This is a genomic window from Geobacillus sp. FSL W8-0026 (assembly GCF_037966255.1).
Taxonomy (GTDB): domain Bacteria; phylum Bacillota; class Bacilli; order Bacillales; family Anoxybacillaceae; genus Geobacillus; species Geobacillus icigianus.
The window spans coordinates 1,225,480-1,244,591 of record NZ_CP150194.1 but is presented as its reverse complement, the minus strand read 5'-3'; the positions used below and the strand labels follow the sequence as shown (position 1 = coordinate 1,244,591).

The 19,112-nt window shown below is 54.5% G+C and carries 24 protein-coding genes; 2 read left to right on the top strand and 22 right to left on the bottom strand.

Annotated elements, in window-relative coordinates; genetic code table 11:
* Nucleotides 1–5: 5 nt before the first annotated feature.
* From nusB to NST29_RS06245, 16 genes are all read right to left on the bottom strand, one after another.
* Entirely contained in the window at nt 6–398 is a 393-nt protein-coding gene (nusB, locus tag NST29_RS06320; RefSeq protein ID WP_033019347.1) for a transcription antitermination factor NusB, read from the bottom strand.
* Nucleotides 399–583: 185 nt separating this feature from the next.
* Nucleotides 584–985 carry an Asp23/Gls24 family envelope stress response protein gene (locus tag NST29_RS06315; protein ID WP_033844160.1) on the bottom strand — a complete coding sequence of 134 codons (402 nt, stop codon included), beginning with the start codon at nt 983–985 and terminating at the stop codon, nt 584–586.
* Between the two features lie 10 nt (nt 986–995).
* On the bottom strand, nt 996–2,351 hold the full coding sequence (gene accC / locus NST29_RS06310) for an acetyl-CoA carboxylase biotin carboxylase subunit (RefSeq protein WP_033019344.1): 1,356 nt from the start codon (nt 2,349–2,351) through the stop codon (nt 996–998).
* 12 nt (nt 2,352–2,363) lie between these two features.
* Nucleotides 2,364–2,897, bottom strand: a complete 534-nt coding sequence (gene accB, locus NST29_RS06305; RefSeq protein WP_033019342.1) for an acetyl-CoA carboxylase biotin carboxyl carrier protein — start codon at nt 2,895–2,897, stop codon at nt 2,364–2,366.
* A 143-nt stretch (nt 2,898–3,040) separates the two neighbouring features.
* A complete protein-coding gene (locus NST29_RS06300; protein ID WP_033019340.1) occupies nt 3,041–3,589 on the bottom strand; it encodes a SpoIIIAH-like family protein in 549 nt (182 codons plus the stop codon).
* Between the two features lie 22 nt (nt 3,590–3,611).
* On the bottom strand, nt 3,612–4,250 hold the full coding sequence (gene spoIIIAG, locus NST29_RS06295) for a stage III sporulation protein AG (protein ID WP_033019338.1): 639 nt from the start codon (nt 4,248–4,250) through the stop codon (nt 3,612–3,614).
* Between the two features lie 5 nt (nt 4,251–4,255).
* Nucleotides 4,256–4,870, bottom strand: a complete 615-nt coding sequence (gene spoIIIAF, locus NST29_RS06290; protein WP_033019337.1) for a stage III sporulation protein AF — start codon at nt 4,868–4,870, stop codon at nt 4,256–4,258.
* A 10-nt stretch (nt 4,871–4,880) separates the two neighbouring features.
* On the bottom strand, nt 4,881–6,044 hold the full coding sequence (gene spoIIIAE / locus NST29_RS06285) for a stage III sporulation protein AE (RefSeq protein WP_033844960.1): 1,164 nt from the start codon (nt 6,042–6,044) through the stop codon (nt 4,881–4,883).
* Between the two features lie 78 nt (nt 6,045–6,122).
* Nucleotides 6,123–6,509, bottom strand: coding sequence for a stage III sporulation protein AD (spoIIIAD, locus tag NST29_RS06280; protein ID WP_033019335.1), 387 nt, complete (start codon nt 6,507–6,509; stop codon nt 6,123–6,125).
* Nucleotides 6,510–6,530: 21 nt separating this feature from the next.
* Entirely contained in the window at nt 6,531–6,737 is a 207-nt protein-coding gene (gene spoIIIAC / locus NST29_RS06275) for a stage III sporulation protein AC (protein WP_011231888.1), read from the bottom strand.
* Nucleotides 6,738–6,753: 16 nt separating this feature from the next.
* Complete coding sequence (spoIIIAB, locus tag NST29_RS06270; protein WP_033844166.1) at nt 6,754–7,266, bottom strand: stage III sporulation protein SpoIIIAB; 513 nt, start codon at nt 7,264–7,266, stop codon at nt 6,754–6,756.
* Entirely contained in the window at nt 7,263–8,183 is a 921-nt protein-coding gene (spoIIIAA, locus tag NST29_RS06265) for a stage III sporulation protein AA (RefSeq protein ID WP_033844167.1), read from the bottom strand. Before spoIIIAA ends, spoIIIAB begins: the two co-directional genes overlap by 4 nt.
* A 124-nt stretch (nt 8,184–8,307) precedes the next feature.
* Nucleotides 8,308–8,589, bottom strand: coding sequence for a YqhV family protein (locus tag NST29_RS06260; RefSeq protein WP_033019332.1), 282 nt, complete (start codon nt 8,587–8,589; stop codon nt 8,308–8,310).
* Nucleotides 8,590–9,040: 451 nt separating this feature from the next.
* Complete coding sequence (gene efp / locus NST29_RS06255) at nt 9,041–9,598, bottom strand: elongation factor P (protein ID WP_011231892.1); 558 nt, start codon at nt 9,596–9,598, stop codon at nt 9,041–9,043.
* A gap of 27 nt (nt 9,599–9,625) precedes the next feature.
* A complete protein-coding gene (locus NST29_RS06250; protein WP_033844168.1) occupies nt 9,626–10,687 on the bottom strand; it encodes a Xaa-Pro peptidase family protein in 1,062 nt (353 codons plus the stop codon).
* Between the two features lie 156 nt (nt 10,688–10,843).
* Nucleotides 10,844–11,374, bottom strand: coding sequence for a YqhR family membrane protein (locus NST29_RS06245; protein ID WP_033844169.1), 531 nt, complete (start codon nt 11,372–11,374; stop codon nt 10,844–10,846).
* Between the two features lie 185 nt (nt 11,375–11,559).
* On the opposite strand from NST29_RS06245, the gene NST29_RS06240 reads away from it, so the two are divergent.
* Both NST29_RS06240 and NST29_RS06235 read left to right on the top strand, forming a co-directional pair.
* On the top strand, nt 11,560–12,492 hold the full coding sequence (locus NST29_RS06240) for a DUF1385 domain-containing protein (RefSeq protein WP_033844170.1): 933 nt from the start codon (nt 11,560–11,562) through the stop codon (nt 12,490–12,492).
* Between the two features lie 23 nt (nt 12,493–12,515).
* Nucleotides 12,516–12,872 carry an SA1362 family protein gene (locus tag NST29_RS06235; protein ID WP_033019328.1) on the top strand — a complete coding sequence of 119 codons (357 nt, stop codon included), beginning with the start codon at nt 12,516–12,518 and terminating at the stop codon, nt 12,870–12,872.
* A gap of 71 nt (nt 12,873–12,943) precedes the next feature.
* Here the strand turns inward: NST29_RS06235 and NST29_RS06230 are convergent, their stop codons facing one another.
* From NST29_RS06230 to NST29_RS06205, 6 genes are all read right to left on the bottom strand, one after another.
* On the bottom strand, nt 12,944–13,828 hold the full coding sequence (locus tag NST29_RS06230) for a patatin-like phospholipase family protein (RefSeq protein WP_033019327.1): 885 nt from the start codon (nt 13,826–13,828) through the stop codon (nt 12,944–12,946).
* A gap of 90 nt (nt 13,829–13,918) precedes the next feature.
* A complete protein-coding gene (mntR, locus tag NST29_RS06225) occupies nt 13,919–14,344 on the bottom strand; it encodes a transcriptional regulator MntR (RefSeq protein WP_033019326.1) in 426 nt (141 codons plus the stop codon).
* Between the two features lie 115 nt (nt 14,345–14,459).
* Nucleotides 14,460–15,485, bottom strand: a complete 1,026-nt coding sequence (gene splB, locus NST29_RS06220) for a spore photoproduct lyase (protein ID WP_033019325.1) — start codon at nt 15,483–15,485, stop codon at nt 14,460–14,462.
* A gap of 107 nt (nt 15,486–15,592) precedes the next feature.
* On the bottom strand, nt 15,593–15,817 hold the full coding sequence (locus tag NST29_RS06215) for a DUF2332 family protein (RefSeq protein ID WP_051962716.1): 225 nt from the start codon (nt 15,815–15,817) through the stop codon (nt 15,593–15,595).
* A 135-nt stretch (nt 15,818–15,952) separates the two neighbouring features.
* A complete protein-coding gene (locus tag NST29_RS06210; protein ID WP_033019324.1) occupies nt 15,953–17,365 on the bottom strand; it encodes a LysM peptidoglycan-binding domain-containing protein in 1,413 nt (470 codons plus the stop codon).
* 171 nt (nt 17,366–17,536) lie between these two features.
* Nucleotides 17,537–19,105, bottom strand: coding sequence for an IS1182 family transposase (locus NST29_RS06205; protein ID WP_033018017.1), 1,569 nt, complete (start codon nt 19,103–19,105; stop codon nt 17,537–17,539).
* Nucleotides 19,106–19,112 lie beyond the last annotated feature (7 nt).

Sequence of the window (19,112 nt, the reverse complement as noted above, 5' to 3'; positions counted from 1 at the left end):
CGCTATCATGTTTGCAGCGCTGCTTTCACTTTGGAAAGCACACCGTTGACAAAACTTCCCGATTTTCCGTCGCCGAATTTTTTCGCCAGCTCCACCGCTTCGTCCAAGCTGACGCTCACCGGCACTTCATCGACGTATTTCATTTCGTACGTCGCCATGCGCAAAATGGCGCGATCCACGTTCGCCACCCGCTCAAGCGTCCACTTTTCCAAATTGGCGCGCAGCAGCTCGTCGATCTCTTCTCGATGCTCGACAACGCCCATGACCAGCCGGCGCAAAAACGGGTCGACTTCTTCTTCGCCAATGACGTTGGCCAGCGCCTCTTCCGGGGCAATGCGGCCGACATCGATTTGGAACAGCGCCTGCAGCGCCTTCTCGCGCGCTTCGTGCCGCTTCATAGCCATCCCTCCTTACAAACACGAACATTTATATTGAAATGATATCATATTTTTCGGGAAAAACCACCTTTTTTCGATCGGTCGTTCGCCTGTCCGCCGGCCGCGCCACAGCCTCGTTCATTACAATAACAAACTTTGACGAAAAAAACAAAAGGCGGCTGCTTCTTTCGGCAGCCGCCTGGCTCTCATTGTTCGACCGCATCCGGTTCCTGCTTGCCGGCTTCAAACTGGATGCCGACGATATGAACGTTCACCTCGTTCGCCTCGAGGCCCGTCATGTTCCAAAGCGCTTGGCGCACGTTTTCCTGCACCTTTTTCGCCACGTTCGGAATGGAGGCACCGAACTGGACGAGGCAATACAGATCGATGATGACGCCGTCATCGCGCAGGTCGACTTTGACTCCTTTGCCGTGATGTTTCTTTCCAAACCGCTCGGCGACGCCGGCGGCAAAATTGCCGCGCATTTGCGCGATGCCCTCCACTTCCGACGCGGCAATGCCGGCAATCACCTCGATCACTTCCGGGGCGATTTCCACCTTGCCGAGCGCCGGATACGTTTGTTCTGTCTCAAAAATATGCTCCGACATAAGGCACCTCCTATTCTGCCTTCATAATATCATATAACTCCAAAAACTTCGTATTAAACTCGCCGCTTTGAAACTTTTCATGTTCCATTAATTTTATGTGGAACGGAATCGTCGTATGAATGCCTTCGATGACAAACTCCGAAAGCGCGCGTCTCATGCGGGCGATCGCTTCCGCGCGCGTCGGCGCGTGGACGATCAGCTTGGCGATCATCGAATCGTAATACGGCGGGATCGCATAACCGGGATAAGCGGCGGAATCGACGCGCACGCCCGGTCCGCCGGGCGGCAAGTACATGGCGATTTTCCCCGGCGATGGCATAAAGTTTTTCGCTGGATTTTCCGCATTGATGCGGCATTCGATCGCCCAGCCGTTGAACGTAACGTCATCTTGGGTGATCGACAGCTTTTCGCCCGCGGCGATGCGAATTTGTTCCTTCACCAAATCGACGCCGGTGATCAGTTCGGTGACCGGATGCTCGACTTGAATGCGCGTATTCATCTCCATGAAGTAAAATTGTCGGTGGCGATGGTCGTAAATGAACTCGACCGTGCCGGCGCCGGTGTAGTTGACCGCTTTCGCCGCCTTGACGGCCGCCTCGCCCATTTTTTGGCGCATCTCGTCATCAAGCGCTGGCGACGGCGCTTCTTCGACGAGTTTTTGCAGCCGGCGCTGAATCGAGCAGTCGCGCTCACCGAGGTGGATCGTGTTCCCGTACGAATCGGCGAGCACTTGAATTTCCACATGGCGGAAATCTTCGATATATTTCTCAATATAGACGCCGGGGTTGCCGAACGCCGTCGCCGCTTCCTGCTGGGTGATGTTGATGCCTTTGATGAGTTCCTCTTCGTTGCGGGCGACGCGAATCCCTTTCCCGCCGCCGCCGGCCGTCGCTTTGATGATGACCGGATAGCCGATCTCTTGGGCGATCGCCTGCGCCTCATCGAGAGTTTCAATGACTCCGCGCGATCCGGGCACAATCGGCACGCCGGCTTCGCGCATCGTTTCGCGGGCAATATCTTTTATGCCCATTTTGGCGATGGCTTCCGGGCTCGGGCCGATGAACGTCACGTGGCACTCGCGGCACAGCTCGGCGAACGCTTCGTTTTCCGCCAAAAATCCGTAGCCCGGATGAATGGCGTCGCAACCCGTGAGCGTGGCAACGCTCATGATGTTGGTGAAATTCAAATAGCTGTCTTTCGACGCGGTCGGTCCGATGCAGTAGGCTTCATCGGCGAGCTGCACGTGCAAAGCGTCGCGGTCGGCTTGCGAGAAGACGGCGACCGTCTCAATGCCGAGCTCGCGGCAAGCGCGAATGATGCGAACAGCGATTTCCCCGCGATTCGCCACTAATACTTTTTTGATCATCGCTCTCTCTCCTTACTCAGGCTTGACTAAAAACAGCGGCTGGCCGTATTCGACAAGCTGGCCGTTTTGCACGAGCACCTCGACAATCTCGCCTTCGACTTCCGCCTCAATTTCGTTAAACAGCTTCATCGCTTCGATAATGCACACCACCGTATCTTTTTTCACTTTGTCGCCCGGCTTGACATACGGCGGCTTGTCCGGCGCTGGGGCGGCGTAGAACGTGCCGACCATCGGCGAAGTGATTTGATGAAAAGCTCCTTCTTTCGCCTGCTTCGCCGCCGAAACGGCCGGCTGATCGGCCTCGGTTGCCGGCGCTTCAGCAGCCGCCTGAACAGGCATAGCGGCGGGCGCTGGGGCAGCGGGAGCCGACACCGTCACAGCGGGAGCGGGCTGGGCGGCGGGCGCCGAGACAACCGCCGGCGTGACGGCGACCGCGGCCGCCGCTTTTTTCATATGTACTTTCGTTTCACCTTGTTCGTATACAAATTCATCGATCGAAGATTGGTCAATTAAGCGGATCAATTCGCGGATCTCTTGGATTTTCATCGTTCCTCACACCTTTCTTCAAGTGTCAAGAAGCCTGCCCCGCAAAGGCATTCAAACATATTCATAACGATTATATACACAACCGTCAGGAAAACGAAAGACTTTTACAAAAAAAAAGAAGCCGCCCAGAAAGAGCAGCGCGTTCACCCGGCCGGCTGGAACTCGACCGTCACGTATTCGGCATCGGGCATTTCCTTTTTCACCATATGGATGATTTCGTTCGCTGATTTCGCTGAGCTTTGTTTCGCTTTGATCGTCACGCGCACTTGGCTGTCATCGGCGCGCACGAGCACGTCTTCATAGCCGCCTTTCGATTTGATGAGCGTTTCCAATGTCGCTTCTTTTTCGGAGAGCGCCTGCAGCTTTTCAATTTTATTAAGCGCTTCGTTCTTTTGCTCGGCTGTGGCGTTCGCTGAGGCGACGATGGCGTTCAACTCATCGCGCAAGCGGCTCCGCTCATCCTCGATTTTCATGCGCAGCGCCGTAAATAAGTCATCGCCCGTCTCTTTCGCGGCCGATGGCTTTTGTGTCTCCTCAACCGCCACGCTCGGCTCGTCGGTGTTCTTTGTTTTTTCGCCAGCAGTGAACGCCGGGCTGTTGTTCATGTTTTTCGGCGCGGTCACATAATAGACCGACAGCACAACGACCAAGCTCAACATTGTCAGCAGCCAAACGGTTTGCTTTTTCAACATTCCGGTCTCCTCCCCTTACCCATCATTTTTTCGGCAAGACAGCGACGCGGTAGCTCGGAACGTTTAAGACGCGCGTCACCGCCTCGACGATCCATTTTTTAATTTGCAAATTGTCCGCTCCTTTGGCGACAACGAGCACGCCGCGGATGTCCGGCTTTTTTGTGGCGACAACGAGCGGGGTTTCCTCCTCGCCATTGCGAATGATGATCACTTCTTCATTGGTCGACTGATTTTCAATCGTCCGCTTTCCGCCTTCCTTATCGCTTTCCTCAGTCGTCTGCCGCTCTGTGGAACGCTTTTTCTCAAACAGCTTGAGGTCCGTCGAATCGATGTTGACGACGACAGTGACGTCATCGACCCCTTCGATCGACTCAAGCGCCGCTTTTAACTCTTTCTCGTACTGTTCCTCATAGGCAGCAATCACTTTTTCTTTCGTCTCTTTGCTCGCTAGAAACGCCGGCTCCGCCGAGGAAGACGGCTTGATGGCGGAAGGGCGGGTCGCCTCGTCCCCCCCTCTGTTCGTCCAGTGGCTCGCCGCCATAAAAACGATGCCAGCCAGCAACAGCAAGACCATGTAAGAAAACGGTGACTTTTTCGGCCCCCCTCCCCCGTCTTCGTCCTTCGCCGGTGAAGAAATGAGGCGCTTTAAAAACGGCAGCATCCCCCCTATTCCCTCCCCCTGAATTGCACATCAATTTTATGTTCATCCACTTCCCAGCGTCCGGCGAGAAACGAGCGCACCTCCTCAGCCAGCGCGGCGTCGCCCGCCGACCAATCCGGCGGCTTTGTCGTGTCGATCGTGACCGGTTCCACCGTCCCGGCCGGCCGCTGCTTTGAAAGGACGACAGAAATCGTCCGGATGTCATCCGGCATGCGCCAAGTTTCGCTTGTTGGCTCAGCGGAAACGTTGACGTCGGCTTTCAACCCATACTTTTTCATCAACTCCTCGTTTACGTCGTTTTCGAGCTGGACAGCCATTTGTTCTAAAATATATGCGCGTTGCGAGGCTTGTATTTCTTTTTTCTGCCGCTCGATTTCATTTTTTATGGCATCTTCCCCCGTTTGCTCGCCGGAAAAGCGGGCCAGCGCCGAAGCGACAAGCTGTTCCGGCGCAACCGAGGCCAGCCGCAACACCGGAGTAAGCATCACTAGCAACAACAGCAGCCCGATGGCCATTTTGACATATTTTTGCATCGTTCCGGACGGCAGCAAAAAATCGATGACCACCGCAAACAGCAAAAACAAAATAATGTTGGTGACCCACTCAATGACAAATGGCATACGGCTCCTCCTAGCGGACCATCATCGTAATGTTCCCAGCCATGATCATGACCGTGAGACTGAGGAAAAACATGAGCGATACGATGAGCAGCGCCGCCAGCACGTAGGCGATGCTTTTGCCGATGATGTTTAGGCACGACAAGACCGGCCCGCCGCCAAGCGGCTGTAAAAGCGCCGCCGACAGCTGATAAACGACGACGATGGCGAAAATTTTCACGGCGGGAAACACGGCGATCATCAATAAAATCGCCACTCCGACCAATCCGACAGCGTTTTTCAACAGCATCGAGGCGGCGACGACCGTATCGGCGGCGTCTGTGAACAATTTGCCGACGACCGGAATGAAGTTGCCAGTGACGAATTTCGCCGCCCTTAACGCGACGCCATCCGCCACCGCAGCCGTCGCGCCGCGCACGGACATGACGCCAAGAAACACGGTCAAAATGACGCCGAGCAGCCCGATCGCCACCTTGTTCAGCAAATTGGCGAGCTGGGTCGCCTTGTACCGGTCGCTGAGCGTGCTGACAACCCCTAAAAGCGCCGCCAGCAGCAACAATGGCAAGGTGACATATTCGACGACCGTCCCCGTCGTCGTCATCAAAAATAAAATGAGCGGGTGAAAAAACGCCGCCGATACCACGCCGCCCGAAGAAGCGAGCAGGGCGAGCAGCAGCGGCACCAAAGCGATGATGAAATGGCTCATCGTGCGCACCGCTTCGAGCGCATAGTCCGCTGCGAGCCGGAAGCTGTTTAAAGCGATCAGCAGCAGCACCATATAGATGACCGCTTGGGCGATTTTGCTCACTTCCTGTTGGGCGAACGCGTTTTGCAGCGATTGGAGCACCGTGCTGAACACCGTGAGCAAAATGAGCGTGCCAAGCAGCTTGCCGTTGACTTGGAGCTCGTAAAACAAGTAGCTAGCAAGCGCCTTCAGCCACTCAGCGGGCGACCATTGCCGCTCGCCGCTTATAAAATCGGCGAGCGGGCCTTTTTCGCTTTCCGGCAAAAAACCACCGTACTCGTGAACGATCGTTTCCCAATAGCGGCGGATCTCGCTCACATCCAGGCGGGCGAGCTGTTCGCTGATGGACGACTCGCCGCTTGCGGCTTGTACGATCAACGGGGAAAAAAAGAACCCCACTAGCACAGCCATCAGAACCGTGATTCGTTTCACCCTGTCATTGACGGTGCCACGCCGTCGTGGGAAACACCTGTCAATCAGAACCGTGATTCGTTTCACCCCGCCCCCCCCTTATCGCGCCGCCGGAATCAGGCTGATGACCGCTTCGATAATGGCGGTCAAAATCGGCACGGCGAGCGCCAAAATGACGATTTTTCCGCCAAGCTCAATTTTGGCGGCGATCGCCCCTTGACCGGCGTCTTTGGAAATTTGGGCGGCAAACTCAGCGATGTAGGCGATGCCGATGATTTTCAACATCGTCTCTAAGTACACCATTTGAATGTGGGCGCCCTCGGCCATTTCCCGCAGCATCGTCAAAATGCGGCTGATTTGGTCCACAAGCAGCAAAAAAATGGTGCAACCGACAAACACCGTCAGCAAAAACGCGAGATTCGATTTTTGCTCCTGCAACAGCACCGCTAAAAACGTGGCGATCAACCCGAAACCGACAATTTGCAAAATGTCAATGGCCGATCCCCCCTACCCGCGGAACAAAAAGACATCTTTAATTTTTTGGAATAAATCGCTCACAATCGAGGCGACCATAAACAAGATGTAAATGAAGCCGAGCAGCGTCACCCATTGGGCGTATTCTTTCCGCCCCATCTGATCGAGCACCGTGTGCAAAAACGCGATGACGATGCCGACGCCAGCGATTTTTAAAATGAGATCGACGTCGATGCCCATTGTTTCCGCCTCCTGTCTACATGAGTAAAATGACGAGCAGCAGCCCGGCTAGCACGCCTAAACTTTTCGCCATCTTGGCGTAGCGCGCCTCATGATCGACCGCTTCCGCTTCCTCGCGTTCAAGATGGGCAAGCGCCAACGCGATTTGCTTTTGCTGGGTGAGGCGATCGTACTGGCCAAGCGTAGCCCCAAATTGCAGCATGACTTCAAACTCCCCCTGCGTCAGCGCAGTTTTTTCCCATACGGCGCGCAAACTTTTTTCCCACGCCATGGCCGCGCTTGTTTCCCCGGCGTTCAATGAAGCGGCAAACCGTGCAAACAGTTCGGAAAAAGGGGCGGCCGTCTGCCGGGCGAGGCGGCCGGCCGCGTCAGCCAATGGGGTATGGCCGTACATCACCTCGGCTTCCAACACCCGCAGCGCCGCCTTCAATTGGCGAAGTTGGCGCGGCCGCTCATGCAGCAGACGGGAAGCGGCCGTCCCCAACCATGTCGAGGCGGCGAGGATCAATAAAGCCCCAACCCATTTCATCGGCTCGCCACCGCCCGTTCATACAATATCGACCCGTCGGCATCGAGAATGCGCCGGATGGAACCGGGGCGAGGGACGCTCGTCAGCTCCACAAACCGTTCAAACACCTTTTGTTCCATCACTGCCCGCAGGGTGGGGCGCTGCCAGACATCTTTGAGGCTGCGGCCGTGCACCGTCGTCCATACCGAAACGCCGGCGTTCGCCGCCTCCAGCACCGCCTCGCTGTCCTCTTCGCGCCCGATTTCATCAACAATGATGACATCCGGGCTCATCGAGCGGATCATCATCATCATTCCTTCCGCCTTCGGACAAGCGTCCAACACATCGAGGCGCGGACCGAACGAAAATTGCGGAACGCCTTTGACACAGCCGGCAATTTCCGATCGTTCATCGACAATCGCCACCTTTTGCGCCGCCATCCGGTTCGTTCCGCTGCTGATCAAGCGGGCCGCATCGCGCAAGAGCGTTGTTTTCCCGGTTTGCGGCGAACCGATGATCATCGTGTGCCGAAAGCGGCGGCCGTCATACACATAGGGAAGAAGCGGTTCGGCAATGCCGACTTGTTCTTTAGCGATGCGAATGTTAAAAGAGGAGACATCGCGAATGGCTTTCACTTTTCCGCCTTCGGTGATCACTTTGCCAGCCAGGCCGACGCGGTGCCCCCCCTCAATCGTGATAAATCCACGCTTGAGCTCTTCTTCAACCGCATACATGGAATAATGGCTCAATTTGTTGAGCAAATGCACCCCGTCCTCTTTCGTCACCTCATACGGCAGCAAACGGGCTTTGCCGCGCGCAATCACCTCAAGCGGTCGGGAGATGCGGATGCGGATTTCTTCCACCTCATGAGGCCCGACAAGCGATTCTTGCAGCAGCGCAGCGATCGGTTTCGGCAACATTCCCCATACCGCTTCCATAGCCCTCCCCCTTTTCATGTGGACTAGTTCATATGTATGGGCAGAGCGGGGCATTTATGCCTTACTTGTCAATCGTAAACGAATCGGCGCATCGCCGCTTGCCGCTCACGAACTTATTGATGCCTTACTTGTAAATCGCAAACAAAATGAGCGCCACTCCGAGGGCAACGAATCCGAGCCGGGAAAACGAAAGCTCGTCCGCTAGCGAAAGCAGCCCGATCGCCATCGTGACAATCATCATCGTCGGACCGACAACAGCGAGGGCGGCGTTCACAGCCAACGCCTTTTTGACGTCGTTGAAAACGAGCATCAACAGCGCTGCACTCAGCTCAATCAGCGCCGACACCATCCGGATGCCAGCCATCGACAGCACGGACGGGTCGATCGACCGCAGCCATTGTTTCATGTTTCCCTCCTAATGGAATCGGTTAGTACAAACGTATGCAAAAACAAGCCGGTTCAGAAGAAGATTTTGTCGCTCGACCAGCGCATAAAAAAAGCGGCCCCAAAAGGCCGGTGAAAAAAGCGGTCGTTTACCGCTCCCAAAATGAAAGAAGGGACCCGAAACGGATCGGGACCCCCTCTTTCGTTGCCGACTATACGTGCTGACTGCTTTTGTCGCATGGAATGCCGCTATGTTGAAGGGGGCGATCGGAACCCCTTCTTTACGTTGCTGTCTATACGTGCTGACTGCTTCTGTCACATCGAATATTGCTATCTTGAAGGGGGGGCCGAAAAGGACTGGGACCCCCTCTCTCATCGCTATCTAGGCACTAACCGCTTCCCTGCCACACGATATGCTGTGTCTTTCTTGAGGGGAGATCGCCTTTTCGAGCAGCCCCTGCGCCGCCCGCCGCTTACGCCCGCGACACGTAGGTACCGTCAGCCGTGTTGATGATGAGCGTGTCGCCTTCATTCACAAAAAACGGAACTTGAACGACGAGGCCGGTCTCGAGCTTCGCCGGTTTCGAACCGCCCGAAGCGGTGTCGCCTTTGATGCCAGGCTCCGTTTCCACCACTTTCAGCTCAACGGTGTTCGGCAGCTCGACGCCGATCGTTTCACCTTGATACATCATGATGAACACTTCCATATTTTCTTTCAAAAACTTCAGCTCATGTTCGATTTGTTTCGCCGGCAGCTCGATTTGTTCGTACGTTTCCATATCCATAAAGACGTGCTGGTCGCCGTTGGCGTACAAATATTGCATTTTGCGCGTGTCAATCTGCGCCCGGTTCACTTTTTCGCCGGCGCGGAACGTCCGCTCTTGAATGGCGCCGGTCCGCAAATTGCGCAGCTTCGAACGGACGAACGCCGCTCCCTTGCCCGGCTTGACATGCTGGAACTCAAGAACGCGCCAAATTTCGCCGTCCACTTCAATCGTCAGCCCTGTGCGAAAATCGTTGACTGAAATCATTGGCCCAAATCCTCCTCACACAATCCGTTATAAAATGATGAGCTCTTTCGGCGAATGGGTGAGCGCTTCGTTCCCGTCGGCGGTGATGACGGTATCGTCTTCGATCCGCACCCCGCCAAGCCCCGGAATATAAATGCCCGGCTCGACGGTGACGATCATGCCCGGCTCAAGCACAGCGTCGGAACGGAAGGAAAGCGTCGGCCCTTCGTGAATTTCAAGGCCGATGCCATGGCCGGTCGAATGGCCGAAATAATCGCCATACCCTTTTTCACGAATATAGTCGCGCGTCAAAGCATCGGCCTCCTTGCCGGTTATGCCGGCTTTCAGGCCAGCCATGCCGCGCCGCTGCGCCTCAAGGACGACTTCATAAATCGTCCGGAGCTCGGCGCTGATGTCGCCGACGGCCACCGTCCGCGTGAGATCGGAACAATACCCTTTGTAATAAGCCCCGAAATCAAGCGTCACGAGCTCACCGCGCTCAATCGTCTTCTCTGACGCCACCCCGTGCGGCAACGCTGAGCGATAGCCGGAGGCGACGATCGTATCAAAAGAGGACGAAGACGCCCCTTGCTTGCGCATAAAAAACTCCAGCTCATTCGCCACTTCGATTTCCGTAACGCCCGGACGGATGAATGACAAAATATGAGCAAACGCCGCATCGGCGATGGCGGCTGCTTCCTTTACTATCTTAATCTCTGCCTCCGACTTAATCAAGCGCAATTTTTCCACCAGCGAAGATGTCGGAACGAGCTCGGCGCCAATCGCCTCCTGATACGTCTGATGCGCCGCGTACGTGACGTCTTCCTGCTCAAAACCGAGCCGGTTGATGCCGAGCCGCTTGACTTGATGGACGATTTCCTTCACGATCGGCCCGCTATGTTCGACAACTTCAAAGCCATCAGCCTGTTTTGTCGCTTGTTCGACGTAACGAAAATCGGTAATCAACACCGCCCCGTCACAGCTGACGAGCGCGACGCCGGCCGTGCCGGTGAACCCGGTCAAATAGCGGCGGTTGTAGCCGTTTGTGACCAACAGCCCATCGATCCCGTGCTCTTGTAGAAGTTTTCGCAGCTTTTCTAGCTTTTCCATCCCGCATTCCCCTCTTCCCGCGTATTTGGCTTCCCCGTGCCTGCCGAAGAGGCCGAGGGCGTCCCGAACGGGAACGATGCCAAAACAATAAAAACCTTCTTTATTTTACCATACTGAGGACGATCCCGTCATCTATCCGTTGCGCGGGCAAGAAAATCAACTCCCTTCTTTTGCCGCCTCTTTTCCCTCGCTTGCCGACGGCTGGTTCATTTCTTGCGCTTCAAAAGAAATCGAGTAGCCGACGAACACCCCGTATAAAATGTATAAACAGAGCGTCGTGATCACCGTATTGGCGTCGAGCTTAGCAACGGGCTGAACATGGAAAAAGAGCGGATGAAACAAATAAAACACCACCGCCCATAACCCGGCGCCGTAGACCATCCCCGCCCACATGCCGCGCACGTTGCGAAGCAGCGCATAATACAAAAGCGCCGCCCCGATCGAAAGGATGCCGATCAACACGACCGCCGCGTAGTTTCCGGCTTTTCCATACTTCCAGTCGCCAGCGACCCACGGGATGAGAATCATGTTCGGACTAATGTCGCTAAAATTGAAAAAGTACGCCAAATAACCGATCAAGCTCCAAAATACTCCGCCGACAAACCCAATGATGATCGTTTTCTGTACGAGCGTCATCGGCCGTTCCGTTTTCTCCTGCTCGAGTGTTCCGTTTTGTTGCGCCATCATACTGCACCTCCTTACGTGTTAGTATGACCGGCCGCCTTCTCCCCCATGAATGAAACGAAAAAATGATCATGCTTGTGTAAATGATGGTTTTTTTGGAAATCATAACAGTAACATCAACCTAGAGGTTTCCGGACGTTTCTTGTAGAATAAAATAATAAACATAAAAATAGGTTGGTGTTGATCAAATGAAACGAGTGGAGAAACCGCTGTACGGCGGGCAGGCGGTAGTGGAAGGAGTCATGTTTGCCGGCCGAACCCATTCGGTCACCGCCGTTCGCCGTCCGGATGGAACGATTGACTATTTCACTTTGCCGCGGCGCGTCCATCCGACATTGGCTTTGCTTAAAAAAATTCCGTTCGTCCGCGGCATCGTCGCCATCGTGGAAGCGAGCGCGAACGGGGCGAAACATTTGCAGTTCGCCAGCGAACGGTATGAAGCCGGTTCGGAGGAGGGGCGGACAGAAGGCGAAAACAGCTCCAGACTGACGCTCATCGTTGGCGCCGCCGTCATCGGGGTGCTCTCCTTTTTGTTCGCCAAAACGGTGTTTACGCTCGTTCCGGCGCTTGCCGCCGCCTTCTTACAGCCGCTCGTTCCGGGCAAGACGGGCCAAATTTTGCTTGAAGGGATTTTTAAACTCGCCTTATTGCTTGGCTATATTTTCTTTCTTTCGCTCACACCGCTTGTTCGCCGCGTGTTCCAATACCACGGCGCCGAACATAAGGTCATCAACGCGTTTGAAGCGGGATGGCCGCTGACGGTGGAACACGTCCAGCGCGCTTCCCGCCTTCACTACCGATGCGGCAGCAGCTTCATTTTATTTACGGTTGTCGTCGGCTTGTTCCTCTACTTATTTGTGCCGACCGAGCCGCTTTGGCTGCGGGTTCTCAACCGCCTCGCCTTAATTCCGGTCGTGCTTGGCGTTTCGTTTGAAGTGCTGCAGTTTACAAATAAATTGAGAGACATTCCGCTGCTGCGCTGGCTTGGCTACCCCGGCTTGTGGCTGCAGCGGCTGACGACCAAAGAACCGGACGATGACCAGGTGGAAGTGGCCATCGCCTCATTTCAGCGTCTTCTCGATCTGGAAGCCGAAACGGAAAAGAAACAAGCGGTGCAGTAATCGTTCAAAAGGGGGTGGACTCATTGCGGCGCCGAACCATTCATCCGCTTGTTGGGGTTACCATCATGCTTGGGACGGTTGGCATTCTCTATACACTTTTTGCCCATCCGACGGTGCTGTTCCGCCAGCTGCTGTTTGTCGCCCTGTTTGTGGCCGCCATTTTCCTCTTCTATCGATTCGTCTATCAACGCCGCACCGACAGCGATCGATGGTCGTACGGAAAGGCGGTGCGGCAATCGAAAAAGCTCCATCCCCGCCCCGGGCGCAAACAGACAAAGCCGGCAAAGCTGAAGCGGCCGCTCAAAAAGCGGACGGCCATTCCGCATCTGACCGTCATTGAGGGCAAAAAAGGCAAAAAAAAGAATCGAGCTTCATTTTAGCTTGATTCTTTTTTTGTCTCTTCGCCCATTCGATTCGCGCCAGCGACAAACGGTGGTGACCGCACTCCGATTTAATACGCCCATTGGCGCAAAAACTGCCGCGTCCGCTCGCGTCCGTAATCGATCAAACGGCGGCGCGCTGTTGGGTCAATCGAAAATTCGGTGGCCATGACGTTGTCCACCGGCAAAAAGACGATATTTTTTTCGTGGCGGCGCGAGATGTAGCGCGCATCGTGCGCCTCTTTCATCGCCGCAAACAGCGCCTCATATAAATCGAGGGCGTTGCTGATCGTCCGCTTTGGCCGCTCCCCGGGCTTGGGGCTCAACTGAACGCCCAGCACTGGGCGTTTTTTCATTTTCTTTTCCTCATCGAACAAAAAGAGCGGAAAATTGCTTAGCACCCCGCCGTCAACGATGAGCGCCAGACCGTCCCGCCCGTTTAACCGGACCGGCTCGAAGAAATACGGAATGCTGATGCTCATCCGCACCGCTTTGGCGATGGAAAACGTTTTGGCATCAATGCCGTATCGATGCAAATCGTCCGGCATGACGACGATGCGTCCATTGGTGACATCGGACGCGACAATCGACAAGCTGCCGGCCGACACATCTTGAAACGTCCGCACGCCGCGGGCGGCAAGCGCAGCCTCCAGCCACTGCTCAAACGCCTTTCCTTGATACAAGCCGAGACGCCAGTAAAGGCGCACCCATTTCCAAAGCGGGAACGGAATCCACTGCGGACGCGCATCCAAAAACTGCTCCAGCTCCAGCTCCTCAAGCAGTCGAGCGATGTCTCGGGCGCTGTAGCCCGCTGCCAGCAGCGCCGAAAGCAACGCCCCCGCACTCGTGCCGGCGAGCCGCTTCCAGCGCAGTCCTTTTTCCTCAATCGCTTCATACGCTCCAAGCAGCGCAAATCCTTTGACTCCGCCGCCGGAAAAAACGAGATCAATGTCCATCGCCGCGCCCCCTTTTTTTGGCCGTTTATACATATGTAAGACCAAACAAGGGCGCTTAGTACGGCGAACAAAAAAGAGCAAGCCTTCCGCTTACTCTCCTTGTTCATTGCGCGCTTGGACATCGCGAAGCGCTTGAATGCGGCGTTCGTCTTCTTGAAAATACTGCACCAAATCGCCGATCCGGTCAATGGCGTTCCAGCTTAAATGATGTTCAATCCCTTCCACATCGCGATAAATGTTCTCTTCGTTGACGCCGATCAAACGGAGAAACTGCTCAAGCAGCTCATGGCGATAAACGAGCCGCTGCCCGATTTTTCTGCCCTTTGGCGTCAATACCAACCCACGGTATTTTTCATACACCAAATACTCGTCTTTATCGAGCTTTTGCACCATTTTCGTCACTGAGGAGGGATGAACGGACAACGCCTCAGCGATGTCAGAAACGCGGGCATAGCCCTTCTCTTCGATCAATAAATAAATTTGTTCGATATAGTCTTCCATGCTTGGTGTCGGCAACGCATGTCCCCTCCTGCCACATTCGCCTGCCATCCTTCCCCAGCCCATACACACCGCTAGCGTTCCCGGCAGGTCAAAAAATAGCAATCAATCCCATTATACCATGAAGAGGACATTACGTAAAATACTGCACTTGAGCGGCCGGAAAAAAGCGAGCGATATACGAGCGAATCGTTTCCTCCAGCTCCTGCGCTTCCTCGTCAACGTACACATATTTGCCGATGCCGTGCCGCCCCCATTTATACTTGCGCTTCGATTCGTCCAAATCGAGCTTGGTGTTTGGGTAACGCTGCTCGATGACCCGCTTGGCCGGCTTGGTAAACCGATGCTGGATGAGCTCAAACGTCAAATCCGACAAGTCGACCCCTTCCAATTGCCGGGCGAGCTCCTGAAACAATTCGTAATACCCTTCCTGCCAACCGTCATGCCGGTAAATCGGCGCGACGACAAAGCCGAGCTTATAGCCGGCGCCGGCCACTTTGCGCGCCGCCGCAAGCCGCGCGTCAAACGACGACGTTCCCGGCTCAAAATGGCGGATGACATAGCGGGAGTTGACGCTGAAGCGAAACCGCGTCTTGCCGTTATGCTTCGCATCAAGCAAATGGTCGACATGCTCGTACTTCGTCACAAACCGGAGCCGCCCGTAGTCGGTCGCGCCGATAAACTCAATCGCTTTTTTGAGCGAATGGGTCAAATGGTCGATGCCGACGATGTCCGACGTGCACGCCGCCTCAAAGCGCGTAATCTCGGGCGCGCGCTCGTCAATATACGTTTGCGCCTGGGCGAAAATGTCGTCCAAGTTGACATACACGCGGATGTATGGCTTGCTTCCTAATGTCGTCTGCAAATAGCAATAATGACAATGGCCCATGCACCCGGTCGCCAGCGGCAGCGCGTACTCCGCCGACGGCTTTGAGGAGTCGAATTTCAGCGTCCGCCGCACGCCGACAACGAGCGTCGCTTTCGCGTTTCGATACCGCGCCAGCTCCGTCTCCCCCGGAATGCCGCGCACTTGGTTATGCGACGTCGTCTCGCGAATTTCGATGCCCATGTGCGTAAATTTCTCATACAGTTCCTTCCCGAGCGGATACGACAACGCCTCCGGCTCGAAATACACAAGTTTGGGCACAAACGGTTTCATTCGTTTCCCTCCAAGTTTTCATATTCGATGTTAGTATGGTTCAAGGATGGAGGGAAATCGCGTACTTCTTTTGCTTGGCATCATTTTTCATGGAAGGCTCATTGCCCCTAATTTGAGCTGTTCATCTCCCACCGAAACCAACGACCATGCCCATCGGTTTCCGCCACGATTTGCTGGTATTCTCGGCTGCCAATCATGCCATCCAGATGCAATTTCCGATCCCACATGTTGTTATACACATGGAACCAATCCCGCTGACGGCCGATTTCGTGAATCTGCTCAAGCAACACTTGCTTTTTCTCATCTGAGATTTGGTTGGCGACATGCGTCATGGCGATTGACTATTTGAAGCATAAAATCCGTCAGCACGATTTCGAAATCGATCAACTAAAAAAGCAGCTCGAACGCCAACAACCAAAATAAACGCGCATGCCCGATGATCGGCGCATACGCTCCAGCCGTCCAGCTTATCCCCGTTTCCGAATGCGGAAGTGGTCTTCCAACAGCACCCAGTTTTCCGGATACGGATACCCGAGCACCCAGTAACTGATCCCGCGCAATCCGTATTCTTTCACCAAGTCAAATTTCGCCAACGCGCTGCGGGCGTCTTCAAACCATACTTCGTGCTGGCGGCCTTGTTCGTCCGTGTAGCGGTAAAACGGCGAAGCCGCCGCCACATCGTATTGGATCGACGCTCCGTAGCGAATGGCGCGCTCGAGCGCCTCTTTCGGACTGAACGTTTCCGCCTCTTGCCCTGGCACGTGCGGCAGCACCCAGTCGCGGGCGTAAATTTGAAACCCCATCATGATTTTCTCCCGCGGAATCACGGTCACCGCATAATCGAGCACGCGCCGAATTTGGTTCACCGGCGAAATGGCTTGCGGCGGCCCGAACCGATAGCCCCATTCATAGGTCATGAGCACGACGAAATCGGCAATGCGCCCGTGGGCCGGATAGTCGTGCGCTTCATACAGCAACCCTTTTTGTTCCGCGCTGATTTTGGGAGCGAGCGATGTCGATAACCAATATCCTTCCGCGTGAAGCCGAGCCGCCGCCCGCCGCAAAAACGCGTTATACCGCTCGCGGTCGGACGGGTAGACATTTTCAAAATCGACGTTCAGCGCCCGGTATCCTTTCGCCCGCATCACTTGAATGACGTTCTCAAGCAATCTTGTTTGCAGCGTGGCATCGGTCAAGATCGTCTGCGCCAATTTTGAACCTGGATCCTGATACGTAAAGTTGGTGACCGTCATCATCGGCACGACACGGGCGGCATAAGCCGCCTGAATGATCGCCACATCGTTGACGGCATTCAGGCCGCCGTCGGCGCGGATCGTATAGGCGAACGGGGCAGCATACGTCAAATGGCGGCCGACTTCGCGCACTTGCTCCGCCCCTTTCTCCCCTTGATCCACCGTAAATGCGTTCACCTCGATGAGCGGTTTCGCCGGCGGGATGATGAGCCGCTGTCCGGGAGCGATGGCATTCGGATCGGCGATGGGGTTGAACTCGATGATTTGCTGGACGCTGACTTGATAGGCGGCGGCCATTTGCCCTAACGTTTCTCCAGCGCGCACCGTATGAATGCGAGCCGGAATCACCAACGGCGTGCCCGGATAAATAAACGCCGGGTTGGCGAGCCGGTTCGTCTGCCCGATGGCTTCGACCGTCACTCCATAGGCGCGGGCGATCTGCCATACCGTTTCCCCGGCACGGACGGTATGATAGCGATACGGCACCGGAATGACCACCGCCTGCCCGATGGCGAGCCGGTTCGGGTCGCTCAGTTCGTTGGCGGCGACAATCCGCTCAAGCGGAACGCGGTAACGCTGAGCCAACTGCCAAAGCGATTCCCCGCGTTGGACGACATGAACAATCATAGCGCTCCCCCTTTTCGTTTCCCTTTTATCACTATATTTTCGTTTTTCCCCTTTATGTAAAAAAAGAGGCTGTCCCAAAAGGTCGGTAAAACGACCTTTTGAGGACAGCCTCCTGCTTTTGTTTTTACATTATTTGTCTATTTTTTACTTTCTCAAAGGATCTGCTTCTTCTTATCCCCGTATGTTCTCCCTTTTTCTTTTTATTGGGTGGACAGTGGCCGCCCACTTTCTCAAATTGTGGGCAGCACAAATAAGCCCCCATTCCACGGTAATTTTTGGGAGCCCCCTTAACAAAAAGCGCTGGAATTGCTGGTTATGCTTGATTTGCCCAAACACCGGCTCGTTTTCGATTTGCCGTCTTCGATATGTCGCCGCCCCTTCTTCCGTGGACAGCCGTTCCCGAATCTCCTGCCGTTGTTGTTGATTCTTCAAAGAAACGCGGATGGTTTTCGTGTCTTTGCCTTTGGCGCATGCCGTTTGAAACGGGCATCCGGCACATGCCGTACAACGATACGTCCGTTTGACGGTAACGTACCCATTGTCGGTCGTTTCCTTCCGTTCATACACAAACACCAACCGTTCCCCTTTGGCGCAAATCCACTCATCCAGCTCCTCATCATACGTCATGTTCTCGATTCGGCCGGTCTCTTTCGCCCACGCTTTCGTTTGTTCCCGGTCCAGCGTGTTGTACTTGATCAGGGCGACGATCTTCTTTTTCTCGCAGTACGTGTAGTTCTCCTCACTCCCATAGGCGGAATCCGCAATGGCCCGTTTGGGCATTGGGCGTCCATAGGCGGCCAATTGCTCCAAATGCGGAATGAAACATCCGGCATCCCCCGCCCGTTGATGCACGCTAAATCCAGTGATGAATTGGTTCTCTGTCCCAATCTGCACATTATATCCCGGTTTGAGCTGGCCGTTTTTCATATGGTCGTCTTTCATTCGCATGAATGTCGCATCCGGATCCGTTTTCGAAAAGCTGTTCCGTTCGCCCAACACTTCTTTGTATTCTTCATACTTCTTCTTACGGGGGAGAAGATCTTGCTCCAATTGCCGTTTTGCTTTCTTTAACGTGCGATTCTTCGGCTCTTTCTTTAGGCGTTCTTCCACTTGTTCGATGACGGCTTCGATCTTTTCGGACGTAATCGGTGAAGCTTCCAGTTTTTCTTGAAAATCCCCTTCTTGTTCCGCCTCTTCATCTTCTTTCGCCACCTGTTCGATCGAGGCAACGATTTGCCGGAATTTCTCCTCCAGCTTCTGATCGTACTTTTCCGTTGATTTGCGCCAAACGAACGTGTATTTGTTGGCATTGGCCTCGATTTTCGTTCCATCCAGAAAGTAATCCTCTAGTTTGACGAGCCCTTCTTGACGCAGAAGATCAACAATGGAGAAAAACGTTTCGTAAATGACGTCCTTCATCCGTTCCGAGCGAAATCGGTTGATCGTGCGGAAATCCGGTGTTTGATGGCCGGAGAGCCACATAAAGTAAATGTTTTCTTTCAACTGCTTGGCGATTTGGCGAGAGGAGTAGATCCGATTGGCGTAGGCATACAGGATGACTTTCAACATCATTTTCGGATGATAGGCTGGGCGGCCTCCACCAGGATAGAGGGAAACGAGCAGAGCCGGATCCATTTTTTCCACTGCCAGATCCACGATCCGGCAAAGATGATGTTCCGGAATGAAAATTTCAAGATCCATTGGCAAAATGAGTTGATCTCGGTTATAATAAATGTACATAAGAAAA